The following is a 16,798-nucleotide window of genomic DNA, read 5'->3' on the forward strand; positions in this document are numbered from 1 at the left end:
TTCATCTCGACTGGTTCAGGCGATCAGCGCGTCACGACCACCGTCGTGCCGACGGAGACGCGGCCATAGAGATCGGTGATATCGTCGTTGAGCATGCGGATGCAGCCATAGGAGACGAAGCCGCCGATCGAGCCCGGCACATTGGTGCCGTGGATGGCGTATTCACCGCCGGCGAGCGTCATCGCCGCAACGCCCATCGGGTTGCGCGGCGAGCCGCCCGGAATGACGTCGGGGATATTCGGCTTGTCGCGCTTCACCTCGGCGGGCGGCGCCCAGGCCGGATTGAGATACTTGCCGTCGATCTTCGTCGTGCCGGCCCACTGCTTGCCGGCCTTGCCGACGCCGACCGGATAACGCACGGCATGGCCGTTATCGAGAATGAGATAGAGTTTGCGCTCGTTGGTTTTGACCACGATGGTGCCCGGCGAATAGTCGGCCAGACGCGTCCCCACCATTTCCGGCCGCGCCTCGGCCGCGGTCGACATCAAGATCCCTGCCCCGATGGTGGCAGCCAGCGCCACCGCAATCCTCATCGACATCAATCTTTCCCTTGCCCCGAACGGGTCGTCCAAATCTACGCAAAACCCGGCAATTGCCCGCTCGTCCCGACAATCTTAACCGCGCCCGTTAACCGGATGGTTTCCACACACGGCCGCCGAGGGCCAGCCAGCGGTGGGAACAAAGGAAATGTTCCAAATAAAGTAAATAACCTGAAAACAACACTCGGCGGGAAAGATGCCGGGCAGGTGTTTCCGGTCCTGCCCATCCGCGCGGCGAGATACTGGAGAGGACCGGTTTAGGACGCGCGGCCGGCTGCTACTTGCAGATTCCGGAGCCGATCCAGATCTGCAGACTGCTCGCGGCGACGCTGGAATCGACCTTGACGCTCACCCCACCAGGCGCAACGCGTGTGGCTCCGGCAGGAGCGGCGATGCCTGTGATGTCCTTGGCCAGCAGCTCGGCGAACGGGCGGTCGGACGGGGACCCATACCGCACCTCGCACATCCGCGCCGCCGCCTCGTTCCTGGTGCCACCGCCGGCCGTCGGCTCCTGCCATTTCCAGCCTAGCGCGCCCACCTCGCGCGCGAACGGCCTGATGTCGCGGTCGCGGTTGAAGTCGCCGGCAAATACGAGAGAGGCGGTGTAGTCGCCCCGATATGGCAGCCAGATGCCGAGCTTGTTGGCTTCCATCGTCTGCGGCCGCGGCTTGATGCCGGTACCGAGCAACTCGTTGGTGATCTGAGCGACCTTGGTGGCGGCAGCAAGACTCTTCGCATCCCCCGCGCGGTAATCAACCCCCGAGCGTGGCGATACGCTGTCCGGCTTGTTGTCGTTGTCGACGTCACCATCAGGACGGACCTGCTCAAAGCCGGCCTCGCGCAGCTTCGCAGAAAGGTCATCGATCTGCTGCTGAGGACGTTTGGTGTGCAGGTAGATCGCGATTCCATTGAAAGCAGTCGCCGTCGTTGTGGCCGTAGGACTCGGCGTCGGAGTCGCGTCAGGTAGAGAGGGGCGGCCTGCTGGCGGCCAATTTAGCATGACGATGATGACTGCGACACTTGCTGCCATTGCCATTGCCAACGCGATCAACCAACCCTGAAATGATCTTGGCTTTCCCCCGGCCGGTCCCGTTAAGGGTTCAGGCTCAGCTCCAGGCTGTCGCTCTTGTACAGGTCCGGGGCTGGTCGAACCGGGAAGTTCGTTGGCAGCCGATGACGTCGACCTGGTTGGAGCTGGCTGAACTCCCACTTTCAGTTGAATCGCTTGACGAAGCTTCATGAACTCCGGCGCGCTGCGATCGCCTTGCCATTTCGAAAAATCGCCTGTCTGAATACCGCGGAAACCGAGCGGAGGCTTGGCGCCGTCCAGGGAAATCGGAACGAGCTTGCCCGCGTCATTGGCGAGTCCGACTTCGTCAAAAACGTATTTGGATTTCGTCGAGGCTTTCGACCACGCGACAATCGTGCATGACGCTCTATTCAGCTCTTCCTCGATCTCCTCGCTGAAGGATCTTGCGATCTGAAGATCGTCGTCCCACCATACCGTCCACTCGGCTTCGAGCGCGTGAATGATGGGCTCGATCTGCGCGCGATCAACCTTGGCATAGCTGAAAAAGATATCGGCCAAGCACCCAGCCCTCGAATAATCGTCCTGGAATAACAACTTCAGGTTAATCCGGGAATCTTTCGCGAGCAACATTGCAGGATTGGTGACGAGGTGGGCCAAAGACGACGGGGCCACGCAAGCGTGGCCCCGTCATGAAGTTCAGAATTACGACGTTCGGATTCGATGCTCACGCATCGTCCCGGAATGACGCCGATGACTTACGCCGACTTCCGGTTCTGCCGGTTCTTGACGAGGTCGTCGACCACGGCGGGATCGGCGAGGGTCGACGTGTCGCCCAGGCTTCCCGGCTCGTCTTCGGCGATCTTGCGCAGGATGCGGCGCATGATCTTGCCGGAGCGGGTTTTGGGTAGGCCGGGTGCGAACTGGATCTGGTCCGGCGAGGCGATCGGGCCGATCTCCTTGCGCACCCAGGTGACGAGCTCCTTGCGCAGATCCTCGGTCGGCTGCACGCCGGCCATCAGGGTGACATAGGCGTAGATCCCCTGGCCCTTGATGTCGTGCGGGAAGCCGACCACGGCGGCCTCCGACACCTTCTCATGCGCGACCAGCGCGCTCTCGACTTCGGCCGTACCCATGCGGTGGCCGGAGACGTTGATGACGTCGTCGACGCGGCCGGTGATCCAGTAATAGCCGTCGGCATCGCGGCGGCAGCCGTCGCCCGTAAAATACTTGCCCTTGTAGGTCGAGAAATAGGTCTGCTCGAAGCGGGCGTGATCGCCATAGACCGTGCGCATCTGGCCGGGCCAGGACCGCGTCAGGCACAGATTGCCCGTGGTCTCGCCTTCCAGCACCTTGCCGTCGGCATCGACGATTTCAGGCACCACGCCGAAGAACGGCTGCGTCGCCGAGCCCGGCTTCAGCTTGGTCGCGCCCGGCAGCGGCGTGATCAGGATGCCGCCGGTCTCGGTCTGCCACCAGGTGTCGACGATCGGGCAGCGGTCGTCGCCGACGACGCGGTGATACCACTCCCAGGCTTCGGGATTGATGGGCTCGCCGACCGAGCCGAGCAGGCGAAGCGAGGCACGCGAGGTCTTCTTCACCGGCTCGTCGCCGCCCTGCATCAGTGCGCGGATCGCAGTCGGCGCGGTGTAGAAGATGTTGACCTTGTGCTTGTCGATGACGTTCCAGAAGCGCGAATTGTCAGGATAGTTCGGCACGCCTTCGAACATCAGCGTGGTCGCCCCGTTGGCCAGCGGCCCGTAGAGGATGTAGCTGTGGCCGGTGACCCAGCCGACGTCGGCGGTGCACCAGTAGATATCGCCGTCGTGATAGTCGAAGACGTATTGATGCGTCATCGCGGCATAGACGAGATAGCCGCCCGTGGTGTGCAGCACGCCCTTGGGCTGGCCGGTCGAGCCCGAGGTGTAGAGGATGAACAGCGGATCCTCGGCGTGCATGTGCTCGAGCGGGCATTCGGTCGTCACCATCGCCGCCGCCTCGTGGTACCAGAGGTCGCGCGTCGGGTTCATGTCGACCTTGCCGCCGGTGTGCTTGACCACGACGACCCAGTCGACGCCGTCCGTCTTGGCGAGCGCCGCGTCGACATTGGCTTTCAGCGGCACCTTCTTGCCGCCGCGCAGGCCTTCGTCCGCGGTGATGATGACCTTGGATTGGCAGTCATTGATGCGCTGGGCGAGGCTGTCCGGCGAGAAGCCCGCGAACACCACGGAGTGGATCGCGCCGATGCGTGCGCAGGCCAGCATCGCATAGGCGGCTTCGGGAATCATCGGCAGGTAGATGGTGACGCGGTCGCCCTTCTTGACGTTGCGGGTGCGCAGGATGTTGGCCATCCGGCAGACCTCGTCGTGCAACTCCTTGTAGGTGATGTGCTTTGACTGCGAGGGATCGTCGCTTTCCCAGATGATCGCGGTCTGATTGGCGCGCGCAGGCAGATGCCGGTCGATGCAGTTATGCGCGACGTTGAGGACGCCGTCCTCGAACCATTTGATCGAGATGTTGCCGGGCGCGAACGAGACGTTCTCGATTTTCGTCGGCGCCTTCATCCAGTCGATGCGCTTGGCCTGCTCCGCCCAGAAACCGTTCGGGTCCGAGATCGAGCGGGCGTACATCTCCTTGTACTTGGCCTGGTCGACCCAGGCGCGTTTCGCCCACTCCGCGGGGACGTCGTAGATCTTCTCGGACATGCTTCCCTCCACATACGGCAGGCCGAACGGCAGCGATCGGCGAGCCGACTTGATCATTGACTGATTATGCGTCGGGCTAGCCGGACCCGACAAGGAGCACAAGCTGGACCTTCGGCGGGCTGCCGGCCATGCGGAGGATCAAGGCCACCTGCTGCGACTGTCGCAGATCTGAAACAGGCCCGCGGGCGCCTTTCGGGCTGTGTACCCGCTTGCCCGGAACAGCCCGGCGCAGAGCCTCATGCGTCAACGGAGGTATTTAGAAACCTCTTCTCACTGATTCGGGACTCGCAATACGGTTCGGAACACCCTAAATGGCCAACCCGGGTCCAAAGCGACCCCTCGGAACAAAAATCAGAACAACAGCATTGATCGATAACAGACAGGGCTAAAGGCATAAGACTATGATGGATCAGCAGAATTTCGGGACGATGCGGCCCGCTTCAGCCGATCCTGCAGCCATTGCCCTCGCCAAGGCCCTCGGACAATGGCCGAAACCGGCCCCTTTCAGGCGTCTGAGCCCCAAAAGGACGTTCGACACGGCGCCCGCGACGGTCGAGGCGCTCGCTAAGGAGCTCGGTCTGCGGATCGGCGACCAGAACGAGCTGACCATCCGCCGTATCAAGCGCGGCAAGGGCTACTCCTTCGTCCGTCCCAATGGCGCGCACATCCGTGATGCCCGCACCATCCGCCGGCTGCACGCGATGGCGGTGCCGCCGGCCTATCGCGAGGTGCGCTACTCCGCCGATCCCAACTCGCACCTTCAGGCCGTGGGCCGCGATGCCGCGGGCCGGCTGCAATATCGCTATCACGCCGATTGGGAGAAGGTCCGCGAGCACCGCAAGGCGCATCGCCTGGAGAAGCTCGTCGGCGCGCTGCCAAAAATCCGGCGCAAGGTCTCGGCGTTCCTGTCGGGGGACGAGCCGACGCGCGAGTTCGCGCTCTCGGCGGTGATCGAGCTGATCGCGCGCACCGCGATCCGTCCGGGCAACGAATCCTACGCCCGCCTCAACGGTACCCGCGGCGCCACCACGCTGCTGAAATCCAACGTCACGCTGGAAGACGACAGCTTCGTGCTGACCTTCAAGGCAAAGGGCGGCAAGGCGGTGCGTAAGGAGTGCGACGCGGCCAAGCTGGTGCGCGCCATCGGCATTTTGCAGGGCGTTCCCGGCAAACGCATGTTCCAGTATCGCGATGCCTACGACATCGTGCGCGCGGTCAACACCACGCAGGTGAATGCGTTTCTGCGCGAGATCGCCGGCATCAAGATCTCGCTGAAGGATTTTCGTACGCTGATGGCGTCCGCCGTCGTGGTGGAATCGCTGTCGCGGATCACGCCGGCGACCAGCCCAGCGCGGCCGCAAGAAGCAGGTGCTGGATGCAATCCGCGCCGCCGCCGACAAGCTCTCCAACACGCCGGCGATCTGCCGCAAGAGCTACGTCCACGACACCATCGTCACCGCGTTCGAAGACGGCATCCTCGAGCGCTTCGCCGCGACCATGAAGGGCCAGCGCTCGCAGGCAAGGCGCGAGCAGCTGCTGGCGCAGGTGGTGGCGACCGCAGCGGTGTAACGGTCGTGCTGCCGTAGGGTAGGCCAAGGCGCGAAGCGCCGTGCCCACCATCTAATCCGAACTTTCGTTCTGAGTGGTGGGCACGCTTCGCTTTGCCCACCCTACAAGAGCTACGTCTTGTCCGAGACGCCCCTGTCGGGACCGGGATCGCCGCCTGCGGCTGCGGTCGTGAGCCGCTCCAGATAATGCGCCCATCCCGTCGCATGCGCGGCGGCCTGCGCCTCGCTCGGCAGGCCGCTATGGGTCATGCGCAGCAGCGTGCCGCCGTCGCGCTCGATCAGGTCGATCTCGATCAGGCTCGAGCCGGGCGGCACTTCCTGGCCGCCCTCCCAACCGAACGTGTAGGCCAGGCGATGCACAGGCACGACCTCGCGGAACGCGCCGCGGGCGACGCCGCCACGCGGGCCGACACCCTTCAGCAGATAGAGCCCGCCTGGATGTGGTTCCGTGGTCGCGCCGGAGCCCATCCAGCTCAGGATTTTCTCCGGGTCGGTCAGGTAAGCGAAGACGGTGGCGCGCGGGGCCGCGATCTGGGTCTCGCGTCGCACGATGAACGGCTCGGCCATTGGCGATCATCCCTGGATTGACCCTGGGACATGGCGGCACCGCTTGCGTCCGTCAAGGATTGCCCGTGACAAAGACGGCTCGGCTTCGTCATCATCGGGCCATGCAGCTCTCCTCGACCCTCGCCTGGCTCGTCGATGCCGCCTCGGATTGTCCCGGGGCCGACCGCCTGCTCGCGGAACTCGGCGCGCATCTGATCGCCGACGGCGTGCCGCTTGCCGCGGGCGCCCTGACGTTGGAGGTACCGCATCCGCTGATCGCGAAGCGGACGTGGCTATGGCGTGCCGACAGCGGTCAGGTGATCGAAGCGCTCGGCTTCGCGCCTGGCGGGCTGGCGCCAGACCCGCCGAACGATGCCGGCCGCCGCTGGCTGCGCGACATCGCGCGCGGCGAGGTGCACGAAGACATCGTCGGCAGGCCCAATGGACCGCAACTCGGCTGGATCGGGCCGCGTCCGTTCACCGCGCATGACATCGAGCAACTGCGCCAGGCTGCTCGCTTCGTGGCGACGCCTCTTGCCGCGCTCGCCGCGCGCGCCACATTGCGGGCGACGCTGGATGCTTATCTCGGCGAGCGCAGCGCGGAGCGGGTGCTGGCGGCGCCCTTGCGGCGCGATATCGGCGAGACCATCCAGGCCGCGCTGCTCTATGCGGATTTGCGCAATTTCACGAGCTTGTCGGAAACCTCACCACCGGCCCAGGTCATCGCGGCGCTCGACGCCTGGTTCGATCGCATCGCCGGTGCGGTTCACGCCTTTGACGGCGAGGTGCTGAAATTCATCGGCGACGGCGTCCTCGCGATCTTTCCGGTGGTCGAGGCATCCCCGCGCCGCGCCTGTGATGCTGCTCTGCGCGCGGCGAGCGCGGCCGAAGCCGGGATGGCGTATCTCAATGCTGAGCGCAGCGCGCAGGGGCTGCCGCCATTGTCGTTTGGTGCCGCACTCCATCTCGGTGAGATGCTGTGGGGCAATATCGGCGCCGCCAACCGGCTCGACTTCACCGCGATCGGTCCCGCCGTCAATCTCGCCAGCCGGCTCGAGGGATTGTGCAAGCCGCTGGGCCGGACGGTGCTGGTGTCGGGCGCACTCGCTGCCGAGACGGAAATGCCGCTCGTTGCGCTCGGATCACATTCGCTGCGCGGCATTGCCGCCCCGTGCGAGGTGTTTGCGTTACCGGACCTGTAGGGTGGGCAAAGGCGCGCTCTTCGCGCGCCGTGCCCACCATTCAAACCGCGAGCTTTCATCCTGAATGGTGGGCACGCTGCGCTTTGCCCACCCTACAAAACTACTGCACTACGGCAGCTTGCTCCTAAACCCCGCCCATCTTGCAGACGAGCTTCCACTCCTCTGCTGTCACCGGCTGCACCGACAGGCGCGAATATTTCACCAGGGCCATGTCGGCGAGCTTCTTCTCGGCCTTGACCGCGGCCATCGTCACCGGCGTCTTCAAGGGCTTGTCGGCCCTGATGTCGACGCAGACGAATTTGCCGGTCTTGTCGGTCGGATCGGGATAGGCCTCCTTGATGATCTCGGCGATCCCCACGATCTCCTTGCCCTCGTTGGAATGATAGAAGAACGCCTTGTCGCCCTTCTTCATGTTCACGAGGTTCTGGCGCGCGGTGAAATTGCGCACGCCGGTCCAGGCCTCGCCCTTGGCGCCCTTCGCAACCTGCTGGTCCCAGGACCACGCCGACGGTTCGGATTTCACGAGCCAGTACGCCATGCTTACTCCTCTGCCTTGAAGGGGCGCGTCATCAGCCCCGAGATCGCGGCATCAATCGTGCTTCGGCCGCTCAGGATCGACGCGACCGCTTCCGATACCGGCAACTCGATGTCTTGCGAAGCGGCGAGTTCGATCAGCACAGGTGCCGTGAACTCGCCCTCGGCGAGCTTGCCGGCGGGAGGCTGCTCGCCGCGGCCAAGTGCGAGGCCGAGCGCGAAGTTGCGCGATTGCGGGCTCGAGCAGGTCAGAATGAGATCGCCGAGACCGGACAGGCCGGTGAGCGTCTCGCTGCGCGCGCCGAGCGCGCGGCCGAGGCGCGTCAGCTCGGCAAAGCCGCGGGTCGTGAGCGCAGCCTGGGCGGAGGCGCCGAGCTTGCGTCCGACCGCGATGCCGACCGCGATCGCCAGCACGTTCTTGGCAGCGCCGCCGATCTCGACGCCGCGGATGTCGGTGGAGTGATAGGGGCGGAATGTCGGCGAGCCCAGCGCCTGCACCAGGCTGCTGGCCAACGCCTCATCGCTTGCCGCCAGCGTCACTGCCGTCGGCAGGCCACGCGCGACGTCGTCGGCAAAGCTCGGGCCCGACAGGATCGCCGGCTGCGCGTGCGGCGCGGCCTCGGCGATCACGTCGGTCATGAACTTGTGGGTGCCGTGCTCGATGCCCTTGGCGCAGGCGACGATCGGTTTCGCCTTTGCCAGATGCGATGCCAGGATGTTGACGGTGCCGCGCATATGTTGCGCCGGTGTTGCAATCAGCAGCATGTCCGCACGCGCGGCAAGCGCCAGATCGCTCGTCACGACAATGTCCGGAGCAAGCTGCACGCCAGGCAGTCGCGGATTATCGCGGGTCGACGCGATCCGCGCGGCATGTTCCGCATTGCGGGCCCAGAGCGTGACGCTTCGCCCTGCCCGTGCCGCCACCGTCGCCAGCGCCGTCCCCCAGGCGCCCGCGCCGATCACCGCGACGGATTGCAGCGCGGTCATGGCTAAAATCCCGCCCGCGTGTTGCCGTAACCTGCTGGCGCCGTCGCGTTGGCGTCGAGTAACCAGCGTGCGCGCGGCTGCGCGTCCATCGTGTCGGTCAGGCCGAGCGCGAGGCGTTCGGCGCCGGCCCATGCGATCATGGCGCCGTTGTCGGTGCAGAGCGCGGGCGGCGGCATGATCAGCTGCGTCCCGGCCTGCCTCGCAACGTCATCGAGGGCGCCGCGGATCGCCTGATTGGCAGCGACGCCGCCGGCAGCGACCAGCGCGCGCGGCGCGCCGAACCTTTCACGGAAAAGCCTGAGGCCGACGCTGAGCCGGTCCGCGGTCGAATCCAGCACCGCGTCCTGGAAGCTCGCGCAGAGATCGCTGATATCCTGCGGCGTGAGCTCAGCCAGCCGGCTCGCTTCGGTGCGGACCGCCGTCTTCAATCCGGACAGCGAGAAATTGGCATCGGGGCGCCCCTGCATCGGCCGCGGAAATGCAAAGCGCGTGGCATCGCCGCTTGCGGCCGCGCGTTCAACCTGCGGACCGCCGGGATAGGACAGTCCCAGCATCTTCGCGACCTTGTCGAAGGCCTCGCCGATCGCGTCGTCGACCGTGGTGCCGAGCCGCACATACTGGCCGACGCCGGTGACTGCGACGATCTGGGTATGGCCGCCCGAGGCGAGGAAGAGGCAGTAGGGAAAATCGATTCCGTCGGTGAGGCGCGGCGTCAGCGCATGCGCCTCCAGATGGTTCACTGCGACCAGCGGCGTGTCATGCACCATTGCGATCGCCTTCGCGGTGGTGAGCCCGACGATGACGCCGCCGATCAGCCCGGGCCCCGCGGCCGCTGCGACGCCGTCGAGCTGGGCATAGTCGATGCCGGCCTCGTGCATGGCACGGTCGATGATCCCGTCGAGCACGTCGACATGCGCGCGCGCGGCGATCTCCGGTACCACGCCGCCGAAACGGGCATGCTCCTCGACCTGCGACCGCACGATGTTGGACAGGATCTTGCCGCTGCCGTCGCCCGCGCGCTCGATCACGGCCGCGGCGGTCTCGTCGCAGGTGGTTTCGATGCCCAATACCAGCATTGGCGAATCGTTATCCAATTTGCGCCCTTGCGCTCATCCGTAAAGCAGAGTTCTGGTACGTCCGGTAGCATTCCCGGGTCGGCTTGCGCAATCGTCACGCGCAGCCGTCGAGGTCAATGCGTCACCGCCACGTGGTTCGGGAACACCAGCGATGTCCATCCTTGTCACACGGCCGCATCCCGACAATGAGGCGACGGCGGAAAATCTGCGCGCGCGCGGGCATGCGGTGCTGCTTGCGCCGGTGCTCAAGTTCGAGCCGGTCGCCTTCCATGGCGAGCGTGAAGCGCCCTACGGTGCCGTTCTCATCACCTCAGCCAACGCGATCCGCGCCGTCGCGCCGCAATTGCCGGACCTTGGTCTGTTGGAGCTGCCTTTGTTTGCTGTCGGCGAGCATACGGCGGCCGCGGCGCGCGAGGCCGGTTTTGGCGAGGTGATCGTTGCCGGCGGCGACGCTGCTTCCTTGCGCGACAAGGTGATGCAGAGCGCGCGCGACAAGGTGCTGAAGAAGAAGAGCACGCTGCTGTATCTCGCGGGCGCGGATCTGTCGCGCGACCTCGGCGGCGAGCTCGGTGCGGCGGGTTTCCGCGTGGTGACGCAGACGACCTATCGCATGGCGCCGGTCAAGCATCTGCCGCGCGAGGTCTGCGAGGGCTTTGCGGCCCACGGGATAGAGGCGGTGCTGCACTACTCCCGGCGCAGCGCACGTGCGTTCCTGGATGCGGCGCGGGACGAAGGCGTCGAAATCTCGGCGCTGGCGATCCCGCATTGCTGCGTGTCCGAGGCGGTTGCGGCCGTACTACGCGATGCTGGCGCGTCACAGGTTCTGGTGGCCGCAACGCCGGACGAAACTGCCTTATTCGACACCTTGGAGCGTGCGTTGCGCACCCGTTTGGCGTAAAGGTCGGGCCGAATCCGACGCAAGCTAATCCACCCTGGTATGAAGTGTGAGGAACCGTCACGATGGCCGATGACAAGCCTGAAGACGCCGGATTGGCGCCCGACGCGGGTCGCGCCAAGCGCACGCCGCCCACCATCGATATCGAGGCGACGGAAGTCTCCACCCAACCGCAGCAGGTCGCGGGCGAGCCCGAGGCGTCCGAGCATGCCGGGCAGGAGCAGGCCAGGTTTGAAGAGACGGGATCGGAAGAGGTGAAGCCCGAGCCTCAGTCCGAGTCTGGGGAGCAGCAAGCGTCCGCAGCATCCGCGCCTCTGTCAGCGCCGATTTCCCCCTGGATCATTGCGCCGTTCTCCGGTGCTGTCGCAGCGGCGGTCGTGATCGCGGTCGGCTGGATGCTGGGCTGGCCCGCGGTGCAGGCGCCGCAGGTCACTAGTGCGACAGTCGATGCGCTGAGCGGACGCGTTGCCGCGGTCGAAGCCAAGGCCGGCAAGCTCGCAGTCGATCCGGCCATGGCGGCGCGGCTCGACGCGCTGGAGAAATCCGCAAGCAGCCTGCGCAGCGACGTTGCCAATCTGCGTGCGCAGCTCGACAAGACGGCCAATGCCTTGAACGACGCGAAAGTGGCCTCGCCCGCTGCAGCGCCTGATCTTGCCGCTGTCCTCGACCGCATCGCTCAGCTCGAGCGCGCCAGCAAGACGGAGCGCGCCGAGCTCGCGCAGCAGGGCGAGAAGATCGCGGAGGCCAGGACGATGGACGACAAGCCGCTCCGCCATGTGGTGGCGGCATCCCTGCTCGACGTCGCCGTTCGCCACGGCGATCCCTATCAATCGCAACTGGCCGCGGCACGGTCGCTGGCGGCCAAGCCGGACACGCTGAAGCCGCTGGATGCGTTTGCATCGTCCGGCATTCCGACGGCGGCCGCGCTGAGCCGCGAGCTCCTCAACATCGTGCCGAAGCTGTCGCCGCCGGCGGAAGCTCCGTCGAGCGCCGCCGGCATTGTCGAGCGGCTCCAGGCCGGCGCGTCAAAACTCGTCCGCATCGAGCGCACCGACGGGGTCGGCAACGATCGCGGTGCCATTGTTGCGCGCGTGACGGCGGCTGCGCTCCGCAACGATTTCGTGGAGGCGCGGCGCGAGCTGAAGACTCTGCCCGAGGCTGATCGTGCCCCCGCGCAGGCCTGGCTCGACAAGGCCGATGCCCGCGACGCCGCGCTCGCCGCGTCCCGCAAATTCGCCGACGACACCATGGCGGATCTCGCCAAATCTGATCCGGTCAAGCCTCTTCAGTAAAGGTTCGCGCAACAATCGGCGCGTATAGGGGTCGCCATGCTTCGCATCGTCCTGTTTCTCGTCCTGATCGCACTGGCGGCGGCCGGTGCGGCCTGGGTTGCCGACCAGCCCGGCGATCTCGTCCTGACCGCGGGTAGCCTCCGCATCTCGACCACGCTTCCCAGGTTCGTGTTCTTGCTCGGGCTCTTTGCCGCGGCCGTCGTGCTGGTCTGGAGCATCCTGACGATGATCTGGCGCACGCCGGGGCGTCTGCGCCGCCGTCGCCACGAAAAGCGCCAGGCGCGGGGACGCCACGCCATCACCCACGGCCTGCTCGCGATCGGTCATGGCGATTCTGGGCTCGCCCGCCGTCACGCCGAGGCGGCGCGGCGGCATGCGCCGAACGATCCGCTCGCGCTCCTCCTGCACGCACAGTCGGCGCAGCTCGAAGGCAATCGCGACGAGGCGCAGCGCATCTTCCGCGCCATGGCCGAGCGCGAGGACACGCGGCTGCTCGGCCTGCGCGGCCTGTTCATCGAGGCGCAGCGCGCCGACGATGCAGTCGGGGCGGTGATGATCGCGGAGGAGGCAATCAAGCTGTCGCCTTCATCGACCTGGGCCTCGCATGCGGTGCTCGGCTTCCGCTGCGCGCGCGGCGACTGGAGCGGCGCGCTCGCGATCCTCGATTCGAATCTGTCTGCAGGCCTGATCGACAAGCGGACCTATCGCCGGCAACGCGGCGTCCTGCTCACCGCGCGCGCGCTGGAACTGGAAAAGATGGATCGCGACGTCGCGCGCGAGAGCGTGATGGAGGCGGTCAAGCTCGCGCCGACCCTGGTGCCGGCGGCGGTGCTCGCGGCAAGATTCGAGAGCGAGGCGCATCAGGTGCGCCGCGCCATGAAGCTGGTGGAGGCCGCCTGGCTCGCCAATCCGCATCCCGATCTCGCCGATGCCTATGCGCATGTGAAGCTCGGCGACTCCGCGCGGCAGCGCCTGCAACGGGTCGAGACGCTCGCCGCCAAGACATCTGCGAACGCGCCCGGCCATGTCGAGGGCCAGCTTGCGATCGCGCGCGCCGCGATCGACGCCTCCGAGTTCGCCCGCGCCCGCGAGGTGCTGGCGCCCTACGTCAACGATCCGACCCAGCGCGTCGCGCTGCTGATGGCCGAGATCGAGCGCACCGAGCATGGTGACGGCGGCCGCGCCCGCGCCTGGACCTTGCGCGCGGTGCGCGCCCGCCTCGATCCCGCCTGGACTGCCGACGGCTATGTCAGCGAGCGCTGGCGCCCGGTCTCCCCGGTCACCGGCCGCCTCGATGCGTTCCAGTGGCAGACACCGGTCGCGAGCCTGCCCTCGGACAAGGGCGCCACGATCGAATCCTCGGCCTTCGAGGAAGCCATGCTGGCGGCCCCGCCGCCGAAGCGGGTGACCGCCGCTCCCAGCGAAGGCCCCGTGGAACCGCCGGTGATGGCCTCGGTGCCGGCACCGGCCGCCCAGGACAATTCGCCCCCTCAGGCCAAAGAAGTTGCCGAGGAAAGCGCCAAGGACGCTGCCAAGGAAGCTGCCAAGGGAACCGCCAAGGACGCTGCGAAGGACGACGAGCCGGCTGTCACGCCCTCCGAGCCGGCGAATCCGGCTCCGGCGCCCGCCGAATCATCGCCGCCGGCGGCAACGCCGGTGTTCCGAACCCGAGCCGACCTCGGCAAGCCGGCATCGGCGCCGATCCAGCCCGTCATCCCGATCGTCCGTGCACCGGATGATCCCGGCAATCGACGACGACGGCCCGAGCGATGAATTTACGGAACAAATCGGCACGCCCAAGGCCCAAGCAAAGGCCCAGGCCGGCGGCTGGCGCGGATTCTGGTCCCGCTGGGGCGCGTAACGCCGCATTTCAGGCCCGGCTTGTCCTTGCCAATTCCGGCCATGCCCGATATCAGGAGCGCACGTATCGGGGCCGCCACGTCCGGGCCCCGGCAGGGTTCGCCGCAATAGCTCAGTCGGTAGAGCACGTCATTCGTAATGACGGGGTCGGGGGTTCGAATCCCTCTTGCGGCACCAGCGCCTCGCCCGCCGGCGATCTCGGCTCCTGCGCCTACTGCGGTGGTCGCTCCCACTACGGCTACCACCGCCTCAGCGCCGGTCACAACGACCAAGCCCGCCACCAGGACCACGGCAAGACTGGACAAGCCGAAGCACAAGCACAGCTGGACTGAGCGCCGCATCATCAGCGAGTGGCACCGCCACGGACATCTATTGGTAGGCACCATCCCCGTTTCGAAAAGCAAATGGCCGGGCGAGAGCCCGGCCATGACGTCTTGAGGAAGCGTTTCAATCGCGCTTACTGCGAGACCGTCTGCACCACGCTTCCGATCGGGCGCGTGTTCGTGCCCGCGGTCGGCACCTTCATGTCCTTCATCAGCGCTTCGTCATATTCCGGCAGCGTCTGGAAGGTCGTCTTGGCCTTCATCTGCACGACCTTGTAGCCGCCGGCCTTGAGCCGCGCGAGCAATGTCGGCAGGGCGATGCCGGTGTTCTTCTGGAAATCGTGCATCAGGATGATGCCCTTGCCGAGCTTGTCGAGCCTCGTCATCACGGTCTCGACGATCTTCTCCGGGGTTGCCCCCTTCCTGAAGTCGAAGGAGTCGATTTCGGTCGAGAACATCGCGACGTTGCGGGTGCCGAAATAGGTCACCATCGCCGGATTGTGCTGAAGCTGCGGGAAGCGGAAGAACGGTGCCGGGTTGGTGCCGAGCGCGAATCTCACCGCGCTAAAGCCCTTCTCGACCTCGTCCTTGACCTGTTGCTCCGTCATCTTCTTGCTGTTGAGGTTGACGTGCGACCAGGTGTGCGTGCCGACCGTGTGGCCCTGGGCCAACACCTGCTTCAGGATTTCCGGATGGTAGGTCGCGTGCTTGCCGACCGAGAAGAACAGGCCCTTGGTGCATTCGTCCGCAAGCGCCTTCAGCACGGCGGGCGTGTTGACCGGCCATGGACCGTCGTCGAAGGTCAGCACGACCTCCTTCTCGGTCAGGAAGTCGAACTGCTTGAAGTGTTCGAAGCCGAAGCCCGGTCCGCCTGTCGTGTCGATCTCGACCACGCGGGACACTCCCAACGCGGTCGGATTGGCGCAGGCTTGTTTCGGCTGCATCGGCATGGCTGGCGTGGGCGCAGGTACCGAAGCCGCTGCGGCCGGCTTGGCCGCGATCGCCGCGGTGGTCTCAACGTCGTCCTTGGCGGCGAGCTTCGCCTGTGCCGGCAATGGGTCGGCGGGCGCGGGCGGCAACTGTCTTGGGAGCGCCCTGATCGGCGCGCGCGGAATAATAAAACCAACCGCCGGCGGCGATCACGACCGCGGCAACTACACTGGCCAGCATCAGGCCCAACGCATTACGCATCGCAACTCTTTCCAATTACGCAACCAAACCGGCGGAATTTCCCGCGCGACAAGCCATTAATGCGAAGTAAGAGTTAACGTGACACCAACGCGACGGCGGTTGCGGAGGAATTTCAGCGAGGTGCGCCAAAGTGACTGATGTCACAGAGGATGGGCCTCCCGTGAGCATCATCACAGTGGAAACGGTTTTGCCGGAGCATCGTAGCTCCCACCGACAACGGGCCCGCTTTGCGCGGTGCCAATGGGAGCTTCAAATGACCAAGTCGTTTACCGCCAAGTCCCTAACCAGCAAGATCCGCGACACCAGCCTGACCCTCGGTCTGGCCGCCATCGTCTCGATCGCTTCGACGAGCGCGAGCTTCGCCTTCTCGGCCGAGGCGCAGCAGATGTGCACCGGCGATGCCTTTCGCCTGTGCTCGGCGGAGATCCCGAACATCCCGAAGATCACGGCGTGCATGATCAAGCATCGCTCGGACTTAAGCGCCGGCTGCCGCGCGGTGATGGACAAGAACCTCGCCAAGGGCGCCTCGCGCAAGGTCGCTGACGCCCAGGACAAGCAGTAAAAGACAAGCAGTAAGAGCGCGCAACCGAGATCGTTGCGTCGGTCAGCTCCCCTCGCGATGTGCCCCCGGCGTCAAGCCGGGCCCGCACGTTGGCGTTCGTCCCGTTCGGCAACAAAGCCGTTGCGGCTCCGGGATCATCGCACTAGCTTCGCCCGCACATTCTTTTGCGCTACGAGGCATTACGCGATGGCCAGATTTCTTTTCATCATCCCTTTGCTCCTGTGCGCATCGGGCGCGTCAGCGCAGCAGCAGCCCGGCCACGATGCCTGCGCACGCGATGTCAGCCGCTTCTGCCGCGCCGTGATGAACAATGGCGACGGCGCCGTGCTCGCCTGCCTGAAGCAGCACCGCGCCCGCCTCAGCAAGGGCTGCGACAAGGTGCTGACGGATCACGGGCAGTGATCGTCATTCCGGGGCGCGCGAAGCGCGAACCCGGAATCCATTTCCCCAAATGTATGCCGTTCGATGGATTCCGGGCTCGCGCTTCGCGC

The 16,798-nt window shown here is 65.7% G+C and carries 12 protein-coding genes, 1 tRNA gene and 3 pseudogenes; 8 read left to right on the top strand and 8 right to left on the bottom strand.

Going from position 1 to position 16,798, the window contains the following annotated elements:
• Positions 1 to 23 precede the first annotated feature (23 nt).
• The 3 genes from ACVIIV_RS07925 to acs form a co-directional block, all read right to left on the bottom strand.
• Positions 24 to 539 (bottom strand): L,D-transpeptidase, encoded by a 516-nt coding sequence (locus ACVIIV_RS07925; protein WP_456743694.1) that lies wholly within the window; start codon positions 537 to 539, stop codon positions 24 to 26.
• Between the two features lie 277 nt (positions 540 to 816).
• Positions 817 to 2,226, bottom strand: coding sequence for a toll/interleukin-1 receptor domain-containing protein (locus ACVIIV_RS07930; protein ID WP_456743695.1), 1,410 nt, complete (start codon positions 2,224 to 2,226; stop codon positions 817 to 819).
• Between the two features lie 98 nt (positions 2,227 to 2,324).
• Positions 2,325 to 4,271 (bottom strand): acetate--CoA ligase, encoded by a 1,947-nt coding sequence (gene acs, locus ACVIIV_RS07935; RefSeq protein ID WP_456743696.1) that lies wholly within the window; start codon positions 4,269 to 4,271, stop codon positions 2,325 to 2,327.
• A gap of 401 nt (positions 4,272 to 4,672) precedes the next feature.
• Between acs and ACVIIV_RS07940 the strand changes: the two are divergent.
• Positions 4,673 to 5,840 (top strand): annotated as a pseudogene (locus ACVIIV_RS07940) (DNA topoisomerase IB).
• Between the two features lie 110 nt (positions 5,841 to 5,950).
• On the opposite strand, the gene ACVIIV_RS07945 reads toward ACVIIV_RS07940, so the two are convergent.
• Positions 5,951 to 6,406 (bottom strand): SRPBCC family protein, encoded by a 456-nt coding sequence (locus ACVIIV_RS07945; RefSeq protein ID WP_456743697.1) that lies wholly within the window; start codon positions 6,404 to 6,406, stop codon positions 5,951 to 5,953.
• A gap of 101 nt (positions 6,407 to 6,507) precedes the next feature.
• Here ACVIIV_RS07945 and ACVIIV_RS07950 point away from each other — a divergent pair, with 101 nt between their 5' ends.
• Positions 6,508 to 7,587 carry an adenylate/guanylate cyclase domain-containing protein gene (locus tag ACVIIV_RS07950; RefSeq protein WP_456748685.1) on the top strand — a complete coding sequence of 360 codons (1,080 nt, stop codon included), beginning with the start codon at positions 6,508 to 6,510 and terminating at the stop codon, positions 7,585 to 7,587.
• Positions 7,588 to 7,711: 124 nt separating this feature from the next.
• On the opposite strand, the gene ACVIIV_RS07955 is transcribed toward ACVIIV_RS07950, so the two are convergent.
• Genes ACVIIV_RS07955 through tsaD form a run of 3 tightly spaced genes read right to left on the bottom strand, consistent with a single transcriptional unit; the run spans position 7,712 to position 10,184 of the window.
• Positions 7,712 to 8,125 carry an EVE domain-containing protein gene (locus ACVIIV_RS07955; protein ID WP_456743698.1) on the bottom strand — a complete coding sequence of 138 codons (414 nt, stop codon included), beginning with the start codon at positions 8,123 to 8,125 and terminating at the stop codon, positions 7,712 to 7,714.
• Between the two features lie 2 nt (positions 8,126 to 8,127).
• Entirely contained in the window at positions 8,128 to 9,108 is a 981-nt protein-coding gene (locus ACVIIV_RS07960; RefSeq protein WP_456743699.1) for an NAD(P)H-dependent glycerol-3-phosphate dehydrogenase, read from the bottom strand.
• Between the two features lie 2 nt (positions 9,109 to 9,110).
• On the bottom strand, positions 9,111 to 10,184 hold the full coding sequence (gene tsaD, locus ACVIIV_RS07965) for a tRNA (adenosine(37)-N6)-threonylcarbamoyltransferase complex transferase subunit TsaD (RefSeq protein WP_456743700.1): 1,074 nt from the start codon (positions 10,182 to 10,184) through the stop codon (positions 9,111 to 9,113).
• A 151-nt stretch (positions 10,185 to 10,335) separates the two neighbouring features.
• On the opposite strand from tsaD, the gene ACVIIV_RS07970 reads away from it, so the two are divergent.
• The 4 genes and pseudogenes from ACVIIV_RS07970 (at position 10,336) to ACVIIV_RS07985 (ending at position 14,408) form a co-directional block, all read left to right on the top strand.
• A complete protein-coding gene (locus tag ACVIIV_RS07970; RefSeq protein WP_456743701.1) occupies positions 10,336 to 11,082 on the top strand; it encodes a uroporphyrinogen-III synthase in 747 nt (248 codons plus the stop codon).
• Between the two features lie 62 nt (positions 11,083 to 11,144).
• Positions 11,145 to 12,371, top strand: a complete 1,227-nt coding sequence (locus tag ACVIIV_RS07975; RefSeq protein ID WP_456743702.1) for a COG4223 family protein — start codon at positions 11,145 to 11,147, stop codon at positions 12,369 to 12,371.
• Between the two features lie 36 nt (positions 12,372 to 12,407).
• Positions 12,408 to 14,232, top strand: a pseudogene (locus ACVIIV_RS07980) (heme biosynthesis HemY N-terminal domain-containing protein).
• 100 nt (positions 14,233 to 14,332) lie between these two features.
• Positions 14,333 to 14,408, top strand: a tRNA-Thr gene (locus ACVIIV_RS07985).
• Positions 14,409 to 14,688: 280 nt separating this feature from the next.
• On the opposite strand, the pseudogene ACVIIV_RS07990 reads toward ACVIIV_RS07985, so the two are convergent.
• Positions 14,689 to 15,745: pseudogene (locus ACVIIV_RS07990) on the bottom strand (polysaccharide deacetylase family protein).
• Between the two features lie 253 nt (positions 15,746 to 15,998).
• On the opposite strand from ACVIIV_RS07990, the gene ACVIIV_RS07995 reads away from it, so the two are divergent.
• Positions 15,999 to 16,307, top strand: a complete 309-nt coding sequence (locus tag ACVIIV_RS07995; RefSeq protein ID WP_456743703.1) for a hypothetical protein — start codon at positions 15,999 to 16,001, stop codon at positions 16,305 to 16,307.
• A gap of 186 nt (positions 16,308 to 16,493) precedes the next feature.
• On the top strand, positions 16,494 to 16,709 hold the full coding sequence (locus tag ACVIIV_RS08000; protein ID WP_456743704.1) for a cysteine rich repeat-containing protein: 216 nt from the start codon (positions 16,494 to 16,496) through the stop codon (positions 16,707 to 16,709).
• Positions 16,710 to 16,798 lie beyond the last annotated feature (89 nt).

The sequence above is a fragment of the Bradyrhizobium sp. USDA 4354 genome (genome assembly GCF_054060315.1).